General features: G+C 52.1%; 11 protein-coding genes. 2 read left to right on the forward strand and 9 right to left on the reverse strand.

Annotated features, from left to right (window positions below):
• Positions 1-23: 23 nt before the first annotated feature.
• The 4 genes from ACLRDN_RS26115 to ACLRDN_RS26130 form a co-directional block, all read right to left on the reverse strand.
• On the reverse strand, positions 24-2,642 hold the full coding sequence (locus ACLRDN_RS26115; RefSeq protein ID WP_413460779.1) for an EAL domain-containing protein: 2,619 nt from the start codon (positions 2,640-2,642) through the stop codon (positions 24-26).
• A 135-nt stretch (positions 2,643-2,777) separates the two neighbouring features.
• Positions 2,778-3,260: a hypothetical protein gene (locus ACLRDN_RS26120; protein ID WP_413460780.1), complete on the reverse strand. Its 483-nt coding sequence runs from the start codon at positions 3,258-3,260 to the stop codon at positions 2,778-2,780.
• A 626-nt stretch (positions 3,261-3,886) separates the two neighbouring features.
• The gene (locus tag ACLRDN_RS26125) at positions 3,887-4,705 is read right to left on the reverse strand and encodes a ParB/RepB/Spo0J family partition protein (RefSeq protein WP_413460840.1); all 819 of its coding nucleotides are present in this window, start codon (positions 4,703-4,705) and stop codon (positions 3,887-3,889) included.
• A 199-nt stretch (positions 4,706-4,904) separates the two neighbouring features.
• Positions 4,905-6,056 (reverse strand): ParA family protein, encoded by a 1,152-nt coding sequence (locus ACLRDN_RS26130; protein WP_284076878.1) that lies wholly within the window; start codon positions 6,054-6,056, stop codon positions 4,905-4,907.
• A 1,620-nt stretch (positions 6,057-7,676) separates the two neighbouring features.
• Between ACLRDN_RS26130 and ACLRDN_RS26135 the strand changes: the two genes are divergently transcribed.
• Positions 7,677-8,531: a hypothetical protein gene (locus ACLRDN_RS26135; RefSeq protein WP_413460781.1), complete on the forward strand. Its 855-nt coding sequence runs from the start codon at positions 7,677-7,679 to the stop codon at positions 8,529-8,531.
• Between the two features lie 80 nt (positions 8,532-8,611).
• Here the strand turns inward: ACLRDN_RS26135 and ACLRDN_RS26140 are convergent, their stop codons facing one another.
• The 3 genes from ACLRDN_RS26140 to ACLRDN_RS26150 all read right to left on the reverse strand — a co-directional run bounded on the left by ACLRDN_RS26140 (position 8,612) and on the right by ACLRDN_RS26150 (position 15,151).
• Positions 8,612-11,044: a hypothetical protein gene (locus ACLRDN_RS26140; RefSeq protein ID WP_413460782.1), complete on the reverse strand. Its 2,433-nt coding sequence runs from the start codon at positions 11,042-11,044 to the stop codon at positions 8,612-8,614.
• The gene (locus tag ACLRDN_RS26145; RefSeq protein WP_413460783.1) at positions 11,041-14,043 is read right to left on the reverse strand and encodes a DNA topoisomerase; all 3,003 of its coding nucleotides are present in this window, start codon (positions 14,041-14,043) and stop codon (positions 11,041-11,043) included. The genes ACLRDN_RS26140 and ACLRDN_RS26145 overlap by 4 nt, the downstream gene beginning before the upstream one ends.
• Before the next feature lie 109 nt (positions 14,044-14,152).
• Positions 14,153-15,151: a hypothetical protein gene (locus ACLRDN_RS26150; protein WP_413460784.1), complete on the reverse strand. Its 999-nt coding sequence runs from the start codon at positions 15,149-15,151 to the stop codon at positions 14,153-14,155.
• 268 nt (positions 15,152-15,419) lie between these two features.
• Between ACLRDN_RS26150 and ACLRDN_RS26155 the strand changes: the two genes are divergently transcribed.
• Entirely contained in the window at positions 15,420-16,124 is a 705-nt protein-coding gene (locus ACLRDN_RS26155; RefSeq protein WP_413460785.1) for a helix-turn-helix domain-containing protein, read from the forward strand.
• A gap of 52 nt (positions 16,125-16,176) precedes the next feature.
• Here ACLRDN_RS26155 and ACLRDN_RS26160 read toward each other — a convergent pair whose 3' ends face one another.
• Positions 16,177-17,220, reverse strand: a complete 1,044-nt coding sequence (locus ACLRDN_RS26160; RefSeq protein ID WP_413460786.1) for a DUF3150 domain-containing protein — start codon at positions 17,218-17,220, stop codon at positions 16,177-16,179.
• Positions 17,221-17,334: 114 nt separating this feature from the next.
• A complete protein-coding gene (locus ACLRDN_RS26165; protein WP_413460787.1) occupies positions 17,335-18,417 on the reverse strand; it encodes an AAA family ATPase in 1,083 nt (360 codons plus the stop codon).
• Positions 18,418-18,423: the final 6 nt, after the last annotated feature.

Genomic DNA, 18,423 nt, shown 5'->3' on the forward strand with positions numbered 1-18,423 from the left:
CGGCTTTGCAAAGCGCGTACTCATCAAGTGTCAATCCATGGCCTAAGCGCGTGCGTCTTTTGCAGTACCAAATTCTCAAAAAACTCAGGTGCACTTAGCGGTTTGCCGAAATAAGAGCCTGTTGCAAAGTGAAGTCCCAAGTTGCATAGCGTATCGTGCACATCCTGGCCTCGTATCCCGTCTATACCGAGCTCCATGTTCAGCGTTCGACAGGCCGCCGAACATGCGGTGATCATGGCAAAATCCTCTGGCGCGATCGAATCATCAGCAATCAGCGACCAGTCAAGAATTAGCCCATCCAGTCCCAGTTCTGAAATGAGCGTGAGGGAGGCCAGGCCGGTACCGAATTCGCCCAAGTAGAGTTTTGCACCCACGCGCTTGATGTGCGCTATTGCTTCGGAAATTCCAGATTTATGTTCGGTGGCCTCTAGTTCTGAGATAACCAGCGCAAGCTTGGTGTCACGAGATAGCTTCGAGACGGCGTCGGAGACGGTTTTGCTGAATTCGGGTTTAAAAAGGGACGATGCAGTAACCTGGATGAAAAAGGTGGAGGGCAGGGTACTTTCGTTAAGAATGTCTTGCGCGACAGTGTCTACGACTTGTTGGTCTGAAAATAAAGTAATGTTTGCTTCGTGCAGTAGTGGCAAGAGTTCGGTGACAGCTCTTAGCTGTCCGTCGATTGTCGCTGAAGCCACCGCATAGGCACCTATCGAGTCTTCAGAACCAAGTCTAACTACAGGCCTATAGGTAACGCGAATCCCATGCGTCTTGAGTGAATGTTCAAGGTCGGCAGTAGCCTTGTGGAGGCGCATTATCTGGTTTGTCACAGCGCGGTTGTAGAAGCTAACACGCAATGTAGAGTCGGTATTGTTTATGGCGTCGTTGGCTTCCCTAATTAAGGTTAGAGCGTCGGATCCGTCGATCGGGTACAGGGCTATACCAACTCGACATCTGACGGTGATCTCTGACCCATCAATTATGAATGGTGTGTCGTAAGCGGTCAGGAATTCGGTGGCCAAGCCAACCAAATCTATTGGCTCGTCAACCTTGCGAAAAACGATATAAAACTTCCCTGGGCCGTCCGCGGCCAAAGAATAGACATCAGCGATTATGGCTTTCAGCCTGTCGGAGATAAGCGCAGGCAATATGTCTGCAGCAAGCGGATCTGCAGTTATTGGCAGGTGCAATGCCATCACAGCGAGCACGGAGTCTTCGCGTAAAACAATCGGGAGGGCTAAGTTAAGGCGATCCACAAAAGTGTGCAACGTAGGCAGATTAGTCGCTGGGTCAAGATTAGCTGCTTGCGCCAAGCTCTCCGCGTATTTCACATGAATCGTGTTGTCCCTGAAAGACGCTACGTAGCCTCCAGCTGGATCTTCAGCAATGCGCTCGACGCGCATTTCAAAATGTCTCTGTTCCCCACTCTCTGCCAGTGCTGTGCCGGTGCGATCGACGGCGCCAAGATGCGGATCTTCCAATTGGCGGATAGCGGGCAGAAGTTGCGCTAGGATCGGAGCGGGCAGGGCGGACGCTATGGTTTGGCCAGTAAGCCCTGGAACATTACGAATACCCAAGGCATCGGCCTCGGGTACGCTGGCGAAGAGGATTTGGCCGTAATGATCGAGGATGAGAATATTGTCTGCCAAGCGTGACAATATGGTCGAAAGCCTTTCCTCTGCCGTCACTGCCAGTAATGACGATGATACTTGGCTGAGTAGTTGCCGGCGCAGGTAAATTATGAGAGCCCATAGTGCGGATATAGAGAATGCTCCGAGCAGAACCACGACAATCATCTTTCTGCGCAGTCGATCATTGGCCTCAGTGGGATCAATATCGGCACTGATCAGCAACGTACTGCCTGCGACGCTGTTGATTGTCGAAAGCGATTTAGGGAAAAAGAGTCGATACTGTTCCGGAGTCAACGACTCGCTTCCAAATACCCAAGTTTCCAGCGCTGCAGAACGCAGTTTGTCTTGGTCAAGTTCGACGTTATCAGGATAAGTGGTGAGAACACGGCCGCTGCCATCAAGTATTGCCAATCGGTATTTCGGTCCACCAGCGTTGAATGCCGCCATTGTGCGTTCGATCGAGCGAATATCAATCCAGGTTGTGATCAACCAAGAATAGTGCCCTTGTGCGTCCAGAGCCGCCTCGGAGGTGCTGAGGTGGTCCGCAATGGCCGCCTGGCCTTCAAAGTATTTCCTGGCGCCGGGCTGAAGCAAAATAAGGCTCGGCGAGCGGGGCTTTGTCGCGTCCAACGGAATACCAGCCTGTCCAATGAGTCGACCTGCAGCATCGTAAACAAAGAGGGCGGAGACGTCGGATGCAGCAAGATGGCTGTTCAGAACCTGAAGCTCCGAAGCGCTGATGTCCTTTCCTTGCTCATTGCGCCACAGCGCGAGTGTTTTCGCTGTTTCATCAATGACAACGCGATCGCTTCGGAGAACGACGCTTAATTGCCGGCTCACTGTTTGTGAGACCAAGCGGAGTTCTCGATTCAGTCTGTCTAGCTCATCACTCTTTGCAGCGCTCAGTTGCATAGCGACGATAGCAATCATGACAACGGTTGCAAGGGCACCGAGAATGGGGAGCAAACGGGTGAGGCTTGCGCCGGGCGTAGTTTCTATTGGCTGGATGGTCACAAAAGTTTGCTTTTCGTAGCGACCACTCGCAAGTGGTACAAAGACAGGATGGCAGTATTATACGAACCAGCGGCTTAAGCTAATCTGCAAAAAAAGAACGTCCTTGGCCGATTTACGGCCAAGGACGGTGTGAGTTTAATCAAGATAGTGCAGAGGCGTTGCGTCGACGGGTTGCGAAGGTGCCTCGTGGACGCGTGACTGTCCTTTGACTGGTTGAGTTTCCGGGCGCTGCTGCTTCTCTGATACGGTTACCGAAATCCACTGGCTGTTCCCATCCGTCTTTTTCCAGCCTGCGAACTTGAATTCCCAGTCAAAACCGAAGGCTCCAGTGTAGTCCGGGTCCGTAAGGGCTTGTTTATCGACATTCGGAAATAGTGTGGCGGGGATTCCACCAACGGAGAACGAGTAATAGTTGCCTTTATCCCCACTGCGTTGCCACCCAGCAATGTCCAGCTGAACTGTGCGCTGGCGCCCACCTACTTTTTCGCCTTCTAGCTTGAGCTGTCCGGCTAGTTGGGGAGGATTGGTTTTCTGCGGATCCGGGATGGGCACGATGCGGATAGATCCCCAGGCTTTAACAAAAGGAATATTCAAAGTAAGGGCTTTGTGATCTTTCATTAATTTCTCCAAGAGGTTTGTATGCCTCCGGGATGTCAAACTTCGAATTAGATTATTTGCCGGGTGGTCGTTACGCCGCGTACGCTGAGCGAATTTTGGTAGTGGTATGTGGAGTGGGCCAGATGCTCGGCGCCGCGATTTCACGGTGAAATTAACTTTGCGTGTTGAGCGTGTTTTCCGGGGCGGTTATGGCATCGCGAATTGGTTGTCGTGCCACTGTCTCGGAAGAGGTCAGAGAATAATTTCTGTGATCGAAGGTGTCAGCACAATCAGGCTGTAGATGCCACACCGAACCTTTGGGGGGGCGCAGGGTTAGCAAACTGAATGGGACAACAGCATAGAAGCGGCAAAACATTGGAACTTGGCTATTGTCCGTGATGGACGAACTGATTTCACGGTGAAATCGGGGTGCCGCTGCTTCCTGTTGTGTCGATTTCACCGTGAAATCATTTCTGGGCGGACGATTTTACCTATGGCCGCACCTGAGGGCTTCGTGCGTACTCTCGCTTGTTCAGCTTGCCGCAAAAAATCACGCGGGGGAGGGTGGTTTCACGGTGAAATCAACTCGCGCCGGTAGCTGCTAGCATCGCTAGTGGCCTGCCGGCAGAGGTGATTTCACGGTGAAATTAGTCGGTGGACGATTTGTCCGACGCGGAATCGAGTGTCTGGTCCTTGAGCAACATGAGTACCAAATCTCGAATTTTTGCTGGATCCACGCCATTGGCGCAATTCATAACAAGCTTTTTCCCCTCGATCTTTACGCTACCGACATTCATTCCAGACATCGCCAGCGGAACTGTCACGGCTGGTGCCTTGGGGTCCTTCTTTTTGTTGATGGCATTATCCAGCCATTGACTCGCTTGCTCCTGTGACTGACCGTCAACTATCCGCTGGACTGCCTCGATAACTTGAGTCGCATAACCCTGCTCGGTATAAGAGCCGAACTTGCTTGACACACGAGTCCCTATCAGCCTTGGATTAGATTCAAGCAGCTTAATTACCGAATCCGGGAGCTTGAAATAGGCCAGGCAGCGAGTAATCGTCGACTGACTGCGGCCGACGCGTGCGGCCAGGGTCTCCTGATCTGGAACTAAGCCGTCGTCCAGTAGCTTCTTGAATTTTCTGCCAGATTCAAAGTCGCTGAGGTCGTCGCGCGAATTGTCTGACAGTGCCAGAATCGCAGCCTGTTCGTCAGTGAGCTCACGAACAAAGGCCGGAATCTCGACCTTGTTCAGAAGTTTGAAGGCTCGCCAGCGGCGTTCGCCACCCACAAGCTCAAATTTTCCGTTTGGTAGCTTGCGGACGATGATCGGGTTCACCAGGCCATCGCTGCTAATCGAGAGACCCAAAGCAGCGAGCGACTCCATGTCGAAAGTCAGGCGCGGTTGGAAGGGGCTGACTACCACATCGGCAACTGGAATCAGAACGACCTTCTCCAGGACCATCTCGTTCACGGCGGAACCAACAGCGTCTGCCGCGGGGGTGAGCTGGGGTAGTTCATCAGTCTCTGCAGGGGAGGGGAGGGGAGCAGTACGCTTTTGAGGCATTTTGGCGAAGTGGCCTGATAGCCCGGACTTCGGTGCGGGAGCAGGGTGGGTCGCTGGCTTAACGCCTCCTGGCACTGCTTCTGGCAGCGGCATCCTCTTAGACATTATTACCTCCGCGGAATCGTTCGACCAAAAGCTGAGCAATCGGACTGAGATCGTCAGTTACAACTGGTTCCTTTGGCTTTTGAAGAGAAAGGGGCATGCGTTGCTTGGGGAAATCCTTCGTCATAGCACCCGACAAAGCTTCGGATTGGCGCACTTTAAGTTCGATGGCGTTATCACCGTAATTATCCCGAAGGCCTTGCATGACGGAAGCCGATCTCTTTGTGTTCGGCGAAAAGAACGTGGGCACAGCGATCACCTCAGGAAATGGCAATTCAGCTTCGTTCAATTCTGTAAGCGTCGTTGCGATGAAACTCATGCTTTTCGCCGACAGCGAATCCAGACGAATCGGAGAGATGCAGTAATCGGAAGCAACCAGCGCCGCACGAGATAGCACTGATGTCGCCGGTGCGTTGTCATACAGGATGATGTCGTATTGAGATAGGTCGAGATTAGTAGTGGGATTGTTACGCCCCTTTTCAATCCAAGATCTGATACGTTTGTCGCGATTATTCGCGTTCGCGAGCTGATAGAGAAGGCCAGCGAGAGTCACGTCGGCCGGAATGAGGTGCGGGCCGTATTCGCCAAACGGCTTCTTCACAACCTCGCTGAGCGGGCGCGGCGGGCGGGAATTCGGGAATTCGGGGAAGTGCATTAGATCTGCAAAGGTGTGAGTAATCAGATCTTCTTCCGCCAGGTGAAGCTCTTCCATGTTTTCCGCCGTAGCTTCTGGTTCATATCCGAACATAATTGTCGTGGATGCCTGGGGGTCGGCATCAATGACCAAAACGCGCAGACCGGCGAGCTGCCACAAAACTGCCATCTCCGTGGCCAAGGTGCTTTTACCGACCCCGCCCTTTGGCAGATAGATCGACACCGTAACAGGGTGCGGGAGACCTTTCAGTTTGCCAGTCGTCCGCAGGTGTGCAGCGAGTCGGAAGATATCAGCTGGAGTGAAGAGGCGCACTGCCACGGGGCCGTCTGCCCGCGCGACATCAGCAAGGACTCCTCCCGGCTCGGTCATACGACGCAGTACCTGGTCACTCAGCCCCATCATTTTGGCTACAACTGTGGTTCGGTGTACCAACTGCTGTGGCGCATCATTCGCTGCATCGTACTCGGATTCGACTACATTGGGCGCGTTCATAGATTTCCTTAAGTGGTGACGGATTGACTATCTCACTCAATGCAATAGGATGTCAATCAAAATATAGGATAAAACCTATCAGGAAGGAAAAAACCTATCAGGAAGGGAAAAAGCTATTAGAAACAGAAAAACCTATTAATGAAGCTATGAGTACGGAACAAGACCATCAGAAGAATAGTTGGCTATCAAATAGCGCGCGATCAAATTGGACATAATGTAATTTATGCGAACTCTGTAAGTAATTGATTTTAAAGGGGAAGGGGAAATTTGCGCGCGCAGGATACCTGGAAGTCATTCACCGAACCCTGCCAGTTTGTGCAAATTCCTCGTCTAAATATTGCGGTCCAAACCATTCCTGCGCACCCGCCTCATTCTCAATCAAGTAGTGCTCCACTATTTCTCCGTTGTCCAGGAGGCTTCTCGTGGCGACGATATGAAAATAGTCTCCTTCGGCCCCGAACTCGCCGATGTCGCACGTTGCCACGAACTCAGACCCTGGCGTAGCGTAATCGTGATGCCGCATGCCTCTTGATGGCAGGGTCGTAGGTGCGCCAGCTGCGGCCGGAGCGGTTGGTTCTTGGGACGGTTCTGCAGGTCCGTAGTGACTCTCGGAAGCCGACGTCTCCGTCTTCGCCTTGCTGTTCGCAATGCGCTCTTCGGAAAGCTCTCGATGCTCCCTTCTCCGGAGATGGGGCAACTTGGTGAGAGCGCGATTCCATTTGTCCGCGCGGTTTGGGTCGCCCGCGATGTTGGATAGCCAGACTGGTGACACGCCCCAATGGGCCGCCAGATTAACCATCGACCATCCTCTAGCCTTGATCACTCCGCGAAACTCGGTTGGCGAAAGCGGCTTGGATGCCCGCGCGATGCGTGTTTTAGTGGGCGGCATTTAGTTTAAGAAAAGGTTACCTAACCCACTGATTATAAAAGAAAAGAGAAGCTATTGGCCATTGCGGCAGGCGGATGCGACGCGTTTTTACCGGTTACCTCAAAGAAAGTATTTCCAAAAAACTAAATACAGGTAATAATGCCGCAATAATGGCGGTGTGCTTGGAGGGGTGTGGCAAATTATTCGATTTTCATGAGCCCTCCTCCCCTCTCCCTTGCGCGCCTGCCGTTCTGCTTGACCGGTGTCAGAGTCCTCAAACGAAATTCGGCCCGGCGGGCAGTTTGGGGGCGGGCATGTAATCGGATTTCACGGTGAAATCAACGGCAGATTGTTGCCAGAGTGGGATAGTCAAAAAACCACGTAGCTGGAGGTGAAGAAAATCAATTTCACTGTGAAATCGCTTGAGATGGTTGTGTGTGATTTCACTTTGAAATAGGCGACAAGAAGAGGGATCAATCCACGTAGTCTGGTTTTATCAATCGCCTGACGGGCGGGTGGGTGAAATCGCCTACATGTCCGATTTCACAGTGAAATCAACCGCGAATTGCTTCCGTAGAGGATCTCGCAACAAGCCAGGCTGCCGGAGAGCAAGTCACTTTCACAGTGAAAACCGTGAATACGGTTCTTTGGGATTTCACCGTGAAATTAGGGCGAAGACGTGTCAGTCGAGCCAATTTCATTTCACTATGAAATTGAGTTTTTCGTAGTTGAGAGTTGAAGGGAGTGCAGCGGTGAATTTTGAAAAGCCCAAATTGAAAGGGCGCCTCGCAATTAAAGACGTCGTAACACGGCTGTTCTATCGAGCCGGCGTTTACCCAAAGGTCGCCGCCGTGTCAGAACGCGTGAAGGCAGAGTACGACTTTACTCCGTCGGCTACCGTAGTCTTAGAGGTGCTCCAAGAGGTTTGGAAAGCAGAAAATGCTGCGAGCCAGGAGCCTACGGGGATACCACGCGATATTCAGTTGCAAGTAAGCGCACTTGTCCAATCAATTCGGGATCACGCGTTCGTTGATGTGGCCGGTGAGGTGTCTGATCTTCGCGCCTTGATTAGTCATCTGGAGGAGACAAACTCGAAGCTGAAATCATCGGTATCAAATGCAGAGAGTCGGGCCGAAGTTCTGCGAGCAGAACTCGACCAAGCTATCGCCGCGCGACAGAGCCTGGAAAGCGAACTTACTACTTGCCGATATAAGCATCGGGAACTCCAGGCGGAGGTGGATCGCCTGAAAGCGCATGAAGAGGAGATCTTTCGTGCGTCCTCCGAACGGCTCCTGGAAATACAACGTAATGCGGCAGCAAAGGTGGAGTCGCTTGAAGAGCGACTGCGCAAGGCTGATGAGGTTCGCTTGGCGGATGTGGCGAGAGAACGGGAGATTGTCGAGGCTACGCGCCGGCGATTGTATCTTGAGACAGACAAAATAAGGCAGACCAACAGCGCCGAGCTGATCAGAGCTAAAGAAGCACTAGAAGGAGCACAGCGCCATGTTGAAATCCTGACACGTCAAAACAATTCGCTTCGGGAAGCGAATGGTAATCTTCGGGACCGACTAGCCGAATATGACACCAAGGCGCCACGTGGCACCTGACCCAAATAATTGCAATAAGGCAACAAACGGAAGGAGGCGCGGCACTCTACTGTGCCGGCCTGGTGATAGCCCCCCCGCCCCTAGGAGCGCTCCGCTTTAATTGGGATGCCAACCATGCGCGTCCTTTCGTCTGCCTCCAACGTCGGAAGTTTTGCGGCCTGAATGAGTGCATACACATTGAGCGTTGAATCAAGGAGGCCCACGTCAGCTGTGAGTACGTAATTGTAACCGTCCTTAGTGCCACAGACCTCCAATTCACCCTTCTCAATGAGCGCCTGAATGTCCCTTATGCGAGACAAATGATCGTCTGAAACAGCCTTCTTTGCCCTCTGCTTTCGAGTATTGGCTGGCTTTGCCGCATAGACCTCAAGTATTTTCTTGGCATTGTCTAACGACGCCAGATTTGCTTGATCGCGCTCGATGTCTCTCTTGGTGCGTTGCTTTATTGGCCGTCCATCAGGAACCGCGATGCCAGGCAACGTGGCCTGTCCAGAGCGTTCGATCAGGGATATTGAGGGCTCTAGAGCGATTCCCGCCGGTGGAACGTCGGGAGTTAAAGGCGCGGAGGAAAGATTCGCCTCGTCTAAATCCATTTCCTCTTCCTCCTCTCCTTGGGGGGAACCAACTTGCGCCGTACTGCCTAGTACGTCAGCATCATCATCAAACTCGGGATCGTCGATATCCGGTAGCTCCTCAAAGCCATCCGCGAGCTCTTCGGCCATTGCTACGCTTTCGTTATCTCTCGACTCAGCGGAGACCGCAAATGTGCTCGGTGCCTGACTAGAATCGTCGTTTTCGACGGGTAGCTCCGCAACACTCTGGCTCCCCGGTACCAGTAACAGCGAATTCGCATCCGGTTGGGGAGGTTCCTGAATGTCGCCCAACGGTACCGACGTTGGACCATCATGACTCGCCGAATGTCTGAGTGCGGTGCCTTTCTTGGTCTCGGTTCGGCCCGCGATGGAAATAGATCTCGCAACCTCATCTCCGAATGCCCGTTCCACCAGGGCTCGCAGAGCGGCCGGATTGTCAATGGCGTCGTTGTGTGTGTAAACAGGGCGGTCAAAGACCATCTTTGAAGCGGAATTCGGCAGATCCACGAGTGAGCCTAATTCTGGAGCCTTCTTTGAGTTGGGGGTAATAATAATTGTGGTCTGCCAAGAAGCCAAATAGCGCGCGGCATCGCTCTGCTCCCAGAACGACACAGTAAACATGGGATAGTACCTGCCGAAGTCTATTCCGTTGTGTCGGTTATAGAGCAGGCCTTTTGATGACAGCGTCAAAATGAGGTCGCGAGTAACTCGGTATTTGCTGTCACCGGCTTCCATAGACTTATCAAGTTTCGCGAGAAGAAGTTTGCGTAGCTCCAGTTCCTTTATCACGATAAGCCCATCATGCTTCTGGCCGATCTTGAAAGATGGATCCTTGCTGCGATCGCCATTGATGCGGCCGAAGGTAGTAACGATTTCTACGAAGGCGTTGTATATCGCCTCAGATTCTTCTTCCGACAGTATGTCTGCGGTCGATCCGTTCACCAGGCCAGCTTCTTCGTAACCGGTCAGCCTATCGCACTGAATTAAAAATGCCATCAGCGCCATTGTACGGTCGTCAATAGCTTGGCCGTTGCCATCGACCGGGATATCAGCGGGATGATGATAATGCGCTATGGCCAAATTCAGGACGTTCCTATCGCGTTGCGTTAAAGCCCAATACTCGGGAATCCTAGCCAGGATTCTGGCGCCCAACGCATCATGGAATACCTTTCTATCGCCTGGCGTGTCGCCAGATGTTTCTTCTCGGGAGATTAGTGAACCCTCCGCGTCGAAGCTATAGGTTTCTAGTTTGCCTATGTCATGTGCCAAGCCGATGATTGGAATAAGAGGATCACTTGCATCGAATTCGAATTCCGGGTTCTTTTTTCCCAGAATAAGAAACGGTTGCTTTCCTTTGAAGTTGGAATAGAGGCCTTGATATTTCCAGGCCTGAGCGTCACGAAGACATGTCTCAGAAACAGCCAAACAGTGCTCCCAAAGTCTTCTACTACCGTGACCACCCCTCCGATGGGAAGCCGGCAGATTTCGATGCGCGGAATAAGTATCCAAAATTGCCAAGAACAATGCTCGATGATGAGGATGGTCGAGCGAAGGACCGTTAAGCCATTCCAGAATCCTCTTCTGAGTGATCGCAACGCGGCGCGAAGGAGAGCTTACGCGCTTTGGTGCGGGCTGCAGAATCGGGACAGACCCTAGCGTCGAGGAAACGCCGTTCCAGGCATTCCCTCCGGATCCTTGGTAGATGCGGCCGTAGGCCTGCAGACGTCGAAATAAAATAACCCATATTCCCACTATGCCCCCGCAAACTACTGCAGCAAGGACATAACGGAAGTTGAAAAATATATAGTCCAGATTTGCGTAAATGTCGAAGATGTCTCCGTTGAATTCGTAGATGGTCAGGACGCACCACCAAAAGATGACAACGGTTAATGTCGCTTTAACGATTGGATTTGAAGTCATTCGAACGTAGCGTCGGTGCGCAATGGAACTGGTTGAATATCTGAGCTTCGTGTCTTGCGATTATTCTGCTGGGCAGAATCAGAGTTGTTCTTGACCGCAGCCTTCACCGAATTACCGGGTACCAATACAGGCTCGCCGTTTTTGTCTTTGAAGAGCCCGTCGCAGCCAGAGCCGTCTTTCGCATACTTTGTACAAAGCCAGAAAAAGCCTGTTTTGTCCTTTCGCTCGCGCCTAACAAGTGACGACGAACATCGCGGGCAGGTAGTGGTTTGACGCAGAACTGGCTCACCGTCGGCATCGTCAAAAAGTGCTCTACAAGTCTGTTTGTCTGAGCAAGACCAGTAGAAGCGTTTGCTTTGAGCGAGGAAGCGCGATATCTGCCCGACGTTGCATTGAGGGCAGCTACGGGATTCCTTTGGGAGGACCGCCATTCCATCGAGATCTTGCAGAGTAGTCTGGCAATTTGCCTTGTCTGTACAGGCCCAGAACGCTCCGTTTGATCGAATTAATCGACGCATACCTTGACTACACTTTGGGCAGACGACCGGGTTACCTTTAGCGTCCAGCAAGGTAGGCAGAACCGGCTCCCCGTCTTTGTCTTCAAGGGTGGTCTTGCATACCTCTCGGTCAGAGCACCCCCAGAAGAATTTCTTATTTTTACCTAAGAAACGACTTATTTTCTCGCCGCAGTTTGGGCACTGTCGAGACGGAACCGGCATTACTGCTTTCCCGTTTAGATCTGGCAAAGATGTTTTACAGTTTTCGCGGTCTGAACATCCCCAGAAGAACCCCGCTTTTCCTTTGATTCTGCGCATGTGCTTCTGGCAAGAAGGACAATTCACGAGTTCGTTATCCGCGTCATAAGCGTCCCGCATCTCATCAAAGAAGAATGCTGCCTTATGCTCAGCATCAAGGCGCAAACATGCAACAAAATGCTTCGCCTTAGCAGACTTCGAGACGAACCCCTCAAGGTTCATGATCACTTTGTTGGTCAGTAGTTCTTCTGCCTCATCGCACTTCAACTCGCGGGAAGCTATCACTCGCGGTAAAAGCCAACCACAGCCTTGATCGCAAAGATAGTGTTTGACGTCCAAGCGCACTCTTCCTGCGCATTTTGGACAGGATGCGGACAAGTAGGTCGGAGCAATGCTGGCCGCGGCACGCTTGATCACTTCCAAAATTAACGCTGTAAATTGGTTGACTTGAACGTGGAATTCTTCCGGGGTCAATTCACCTTTCTCTATTTGACGGAGCTTATACTCCCATTCACCCGTCATCGAGGCGGACGCGAGCTCGCCGATGTCATGCGAGCGGAGGAAGGCCACCAGTTCAATCAATTTTTTTTGGGGAACCAGATCCATACCGCGCCGGCGAACGTACGGCTCTTTCGGGCGGCCAGAACGATCTTGGTCGGATAACAAGGATTCGATGATATTTGATCGAGTCGCTGGGGTACCCAATCCGCGCTCACTCATAGCGTCGCGGAGCTCCTCATCTTCCACAAACCTGCCTGCCCCCTCCATTGCCGAGAGAAGCGTGGCTTCAGTGTACCGTTTTGGCGGCTCAGTCGCGCGGTCTACCTTATCGAGCTTGAGTAGTGAAACGCGCTCTCCAGGATTCACCTTGGCGAGCCGTGTTTTCTCATTTGTATTTTCAGCCTTCGGCCATACCGCCAGCCACCCTGGTTCGGTCAAAACCCTACCCAGGCTTTTGAATCGCTGGTCCGCTAATACGGTGAATCTTGTGGTCACGTCATATCGAGCAGCAGGATGAAAGACCGCCAGAAAGCGCCGTGCAATCAGATCGTAAATTTTCTCTTCTTCTGCCGACAGGCCTACCGGAACTTTCTCAGTGGGGATAATCGCAAAGTGGTCCGTCACTTTTTCACTATTGAAGATGTAACGGTCCTCCTGAACCCAGTTGTTGTCCACAATACATTGCGCGATATTGCCGAGCGATCCTTGGCAAAGAGCAAGAACGGACGCACGGGCTGCCGAAACATAATCGTCGGGAAGAAATCGAGAATCCGTACGAGGGTAAGTAGTCGCCTTGTGTTTCTCGTACAGACTTTGTGCGATATCTAAAGTCTGCTTCGCGGTAAACTTCAGCAGCTGATTTGCGTCCCGCTGTAATGCGGACAGATCGTACAAATGCGGGGAGCGTTTCGTTTCCGGCTTAGAGATCTCTTCCACGGCCGAAGGTTGAGCTGTACGGCAGAGTGCTAGTATTTCCGCAGCCTTGGCTTGGTCGAAGATCCTAAATCTTCCCTCATCGTTCGACTGATCCTGTTCACTCGGATCCTTTGCGCTCGGCGGAATCCATTTGCCAACGTACTCGCCGTCTTGGCACTTGAATATGGCATGGAGCTCAGAGTACGGTATTGGCTTGAACGTAGCGATTTCGTGCTCGCGGTCGACCAAAATCCCACCTGTTGGAGTCAATACGCGTCCGACAGGCATTGTTTCAGTGTTCAAAGTCTTGCGTGCATTCAACTGGGTGATGCCCCGGCTTCCGTTAATGCCTACGATGTAGTCGCAGGTAGAGCGTGCATGTGCCGCGAGCCCGAGTCGATCATATTCTCGTGAGTCGCGTAAATTCTTCAATCCGTGCCTGATGGAATCCGGCGTCATGGACTGAAGCCAGAGCCGTTTGACGGGCTTAACGCAGCCGGCATGCTGATGAATCAATCGGAATATAAGCTCCCCTTCCCTCCCGGCGTCACAGGCATTGATGACATATGTGACGTCGGGCCGTTGCATCAAAGTGGAGAGCCGCTCGAAGGCGCGTTCGACATGCTCCTGAGCGATCACGCGTGTTGAAAGCGGCAAGGTGAGCACCGGAAGTGCTTCTAATGATTGCCCTCCTGACGCTAGTCCAGGAGAATATAGTTCAATCAGATGGCCAGCAGCGCAGCTGACGATGAAGGCGTCATTTTCGAATACGTTCTGCGCTACTTTTTTAAAGCCCCCGCCTATCACATTTGCGATGTCGACGGCCACCGATGGTTTCTCCGCGACGATTAAATATTTGCCCATACGTCTCAAAAAAAAGCCTCGAACACATAGTCGAGGCGAGATACTTAAATACTGATCTGTGGCCGCGTTCTGCTTAGGATGCGGTTGCCTTGGCAAACGCCGCCGCACGGTCTACGCTCTCAGCATCTCCTTCAGGAGCGTCTTTGGCAATTCGATTACGAGCTTTCTCAAGTGCGTCCTGATCGAGCAGGTCGTGAGCCCAGTCGGGAATCTGTTGGATCCGCGGATCATCAGGTAACACGAGGACAGGGAAGTCAGTAGCTTGGATGTAAGGGATACGGTGGATTTTTTGTTCCCCGCCTTTCTCCGGGTCCGGAGCGCCGATCGCCTTCGCATCGATCTTGAACTGACCGGTGACGGAAATGGGAAGCCCGCGCATAATGCGATCGGCCAGTGGCTTCAGGTTTCGTAAATACCAGCGGATGGTAATGCATTTGTCCGGATCGCCGTGTTGTCGGAGTAGAACGATGAGCCGATCATTCAAAGGCTGTCCTTCGGGTCCGGTGCGCTTTGTTTCGTAGGACTTTACATGCACGAAACCCGATACAACAACATTGTTGGTCGCGTTCGTGTTCGTCGCAAGACCTCGCCAGTCAATGTCATCGAGCTGAGTTTGGATCTGAACCTCTTTGGAAACTGTTTGTCCCAGGTCCTGAATCGCTTTCGGAATCCCGAGATCCTTGGCGTTCGGATGCGGCGCCTTTTTCCACGCTTCCTTCACGCGCTCCGACTGCTCGGGGGTGAAGTGCATGACATTGGGTTCGTCGAACGAGATTGCACGCATATATACGTGTCGTTCATCCTGGTCCGTGTCACCCTTGACGCGGCGCCCGAACACATGGCAAGTAGCCATGATGAAATCGCCTTCCTTGGCAGCTTTCGGGAGCGGCGTTTTGATTGGATCGAACTCAACCGGGAGGCGATGATTTGCGTTCCTCACTTGTGCAAGGTGAAGCAAGCCTTTTTCGCGGTCGACATCGACGAGAATGCCGCCTTGGAAAGCGCGGTTTTGCATCCCTTCTACGTACGAGATGGAATTGATGTTCTTTCTTGCACTAATGGGCAACGACATATTGGGTACTCCAAAAAAAATAGATCACCGGGTATAAATTCTCATCAACAAGTATGAATAATATCTTTGAACATGGATTTATACAAATTGTATTAAAAACGAATCGTCTGGATTGTTTGCTGGTTTCTCTCAGGAGTTGACAAAACAGAAAAAAGATTGGTGGATGCAAATTTAAGATTTATAATCATTCTGCGGAATTCCGAAGGTTGTCATACATGTTCATCCTTCGGGACTATACATCTAGACTCATCCATTACGGAGTTGAGGCATGACAAACAACACGACCCAAAAGTTACGGGGTTCGAGAGCGGAAGCTGACCTCCGCAAGCCGGATTCTAAAAATCGTGAAAAAGCGGCGGGGAACAATATGCAAGCGAAAAAAGGAAAATTAGGCGAATCGCAACCTAGTCTGCTGCTGGGTGATGCGCCCAAGAAGGCCCGTAGTGTCAAAACTACTGCTCCCGGCCTGGTGATCAAGACCACCTCGGCTAAGGATATGGAAGTGCTGGAGCACGAAGATGAAGATATCGTCAGCGGGATGCAACTGATCAAGGATATTCGGAAAAAGGCTGTCGACCTGGATCTGAAGGATTCGGAGCTGGCCGATCTGTTCGATTTGCATCCCAGCTACTGGAACTCGCTCCGTAATGGTTACCGGTCCATCGCCGGTATCAGCCGCAAGAAGTTGGAGCTGATGGCTGACTTCATGGGCCTGTCGATGATTGAGGTCTACGCGCGTGCCGGAGTCATCAAACCAGGCGACTTCATGATTCCCGGGGTGACGGTGTCGCAGTTCGATCCGGTCTTGGCGAAGATGCGTAGCGACCCTTATTGGCAACGATACGCGCCCGCCGAGGCGGCATGGAAGGTGCTGCCTGATGACGTTAAACTGTTAATTTGCTTGTTGTACGAGCGGCAGTTTAGCGAGGAGCTCATCACGAAAAATGCCTTGGAAGTCGATTCCCAAGGATAAAAAAAAGCCCCGAACAAGTTCGGGGCTTTTTACTGCAGGTTAAAAAGAGCCATCAAATGAACAGATCGCCGTCTCCCCATGCGGCCACAGGGATCAGGACTGCGTCTTCGACCGGCAAACCGGTGGCGCCCGTTTCAAGTACAAGTGAACCCTGATTACTATCGCCAGCAGGTTGCCTTGGTACATCACTCAGCGCTTTAGCCTCTGCTGACTCTTGCTCGTCGATAGTAGCAACTGACATTGGGTTGCCTTGGAGAAAAGGGTCAGAGAGGATAGTCCGGGCGTCGGAGCACTGTCTGAGTAGTGACGAGATAACGAGATAATTCATGCCGCTCAAGTTGGACCCAGGCGGAATATTCGCCAGAACCTCCTTGCAAATCTCAGCTAGGCGGTCGAACTTGGGCGATAGCACTGTCATCGCGCTTGCCTTCACATGGATCCGGCGGATTAGCCCGAACACCTTCTGGCTGGCTTTCGTTGCCGAGCTTGATTTCCAAGATCGCGTCACATCTTCAGCTATTTCCATCGCGGCGTTACCCACTAGGCCCTTAACCTCGGCCTGTAGAGCATCGTCGGCCCCAAAGATATCGGTAGTACCGAGCGTGATTGCGGAGATATTGAACGTCAGGGCCTTGTCCAGCTCTAGCCTGCTCGGGGCGTTCTCGCGGATCATTTCCCCACGAGTCTTGTCGTCCTTTACTTTGACTTGGTTGTCCTCATGCTCGGCCCATGCGTCAATGATCGTCTCAAGATTGTTCAAAAAGTCGGCCTTCTCTGCAAGGAACCGCTTCTTGATATCCGAAAGCGCGTCCGCAACAGCTCGTGCATGAGCCAGTGGTACGAAGTATCCGCGAGTTCGTGTTTCGATACGCCTTGCCGTACCAGTCTTCATGATTTCTCGCTTAGCTTCGCTCCGATACTTTGCCACCCATGAGGTCGCATTCGGCGGAAGCATTTTACCCATCTCGCGAATAAAATCATCACCACCGACGCTTTTTTCTCCTGTGCTGCCGCCGATGATGAAATCCATCAGAACGACATCTTTCAGGATCTGCATGTCATCTTTTGCTTGAGTTACACCAGTGTTAGAAGGCATGGAATTCTCCGTTGAGGGTTGATAAAAAAGTTAATCTGCCCTGGGAGATGATCCACTTCCGGTGATAACCGGAAAAGAAAAAGCCCCACTCTAAATATCAGAGTGGGGCGGAGGTTAGCCTATGATGTTTTCGAGAGTCTTCAGCACACCCTGGGCATCTTCAGCACTGGCGAAATCCAGTAGGCACATGCGTAGGCCTTCTGTCAGCGCGTCCCCGGATTTCATTCCGAGACGTTGAAGCATCGTGAAACTAGCAAACCAGTTGAGTAAATTACGCGTGGTTAGCGTAAAGGGAAGGAGCTGTCCTGATCCATCGCCATCGCTCAATCCCATAAAGGAAGAGCGGACAGCAGACGCCAACTTTGCCATGGCGAGGGCGATGTTCGAATCGGCACCATAACCCATTAAAAGAGACTGTTCTTCCTCTTCCGCCAGGTACCCGACAGAAATGACGAAGAAGCGTTCCATTGTAGCGATGTTAAGCCTCTTCGTTCCTTTGTACAGACTGGCAGTGCCAGCTGACTGGCCTAGCGACCCGCTGCCGTTTGTATTGCCAGTGACTGCCACAACACATCCGTCGGAGATCTTTACGAGCTCTCCCGTTTGCGGAACCAGGATTGGATGGCCGTCCAGGATACCGTTCAAACTCATGAATGCTTCCGCATCCATTTGGTCCCCTTCATCGATTAGCAAACATGCGTTCGGCGTCCTGGCCCATTGCAAGATGGGACCGTCCACCCACGTCATCACAGGCGAAGAGCCCGGAACACTTGGATCACCACGCAAGACCCAACCGCCGTATAGCTCAGATACAGGGTCGCGGCCACCTTTGGCTTGGCATTGAAACAGCGATCTTCCGAGCCGGGCGCACAATTGGCGAACAAGCTCAGTTTTGCCGGCTCCGGTGGGTCCGTAGATGTAGATGTTTCGTTTTACGGGGATCCTCATCCTTTTCGCGAATGCGTGAGATTGGAGCCATACCAGCACTCGTCTCAGGATTTCCGGGCTGAATTTGTAGTCTGCGTTAATGCTCGGTGTGAACTGAGTGGGCGGATAGACCAGAACATTGATGCCCGCCCGCTCTTCTTGTTGTGCCTGAACGCCAGCAAAAAATGAAGGGTCCAGCTTGAAGGTGTCGCCTAAAGATTGCACAGTAGGTTGCGCGGATGCTGCAATGGTCGGTTCTGTCGTTGTCATGATGAT

It is taken from the genome of Herbaspirillum huttiense (genome assembly GCF_047300815.1).
In the GTDB taxonomy this organism is placed as follows: Bacteria; Pseudomonadota; Gammaproteobacteria; order Burkholderiales; family Burkholderiaceae_D; genus Herbaspirillum; species Herbaspirillum huttiense_A.

Excerpts from the sequence above, each read along its gene's own strand:
- ACLRDN_RS26120 (WP_413460780.1), bottom strand. The coding sequence starts at position 3,260 with ATGAAAGATCACAAAGCCCTTACTTTGAATATTCCTTTTGTTAAAGCC.
- ACLRDN_RS26125 (WP_413460840.1), bottom strand. The coding sequence starts at position 4,705 with ATGGTCCTGGAGAAGGTCGTTCTGATTCCAGTTGCCGATGTGGTAGTC.
- ACLRDN_RS26130 (WP_284076878.1), bottom strand. The coding sequence starts at position 6,056 with ATGAACGCGCCCAATGTAGTCGAATCCGAGTACGATGCAGCGAATGAT.
- ACLRDN_RS26140 (WP_413460782.1), bottom strand. The coding sequence starts at position 11,044 with ATGACTTCAAATCCAATCGTTAAAGCGACATTAACCGTTGTCATCTTT.
- ACLRDN_RS26150 (WP_413460784.1), bottom strand. The coding sequence starts at position 15,151 with ATGTCGTTGCCCATTAGTGCAAGAAAGAACATCAATTCCATCTCGTAC.
- ACLRDN_RS26155 (WP_413460785.1), top strand. The coding sequence starts at position 15,420 with ATGACAAACAACACGACCCAAAAGTTACGGGGTTCGAGAGCGGAAGCT.
- ACLRDN_RS26160 (WP_413460786.1), bottom strand. The coding sequence starts at position 17,220 with ATGCCTTCTAACACTGGTGTAACTCAAGCAAAAGATGACATGCAGATC.
- ACLRDN_RS26165 (WP_413460787.1), bottom strand. The coding sequence starts at position 18,417 with ATGACAACGACAGAACCGACCATTGCAGCATCCGCGCAACCTACTGTG.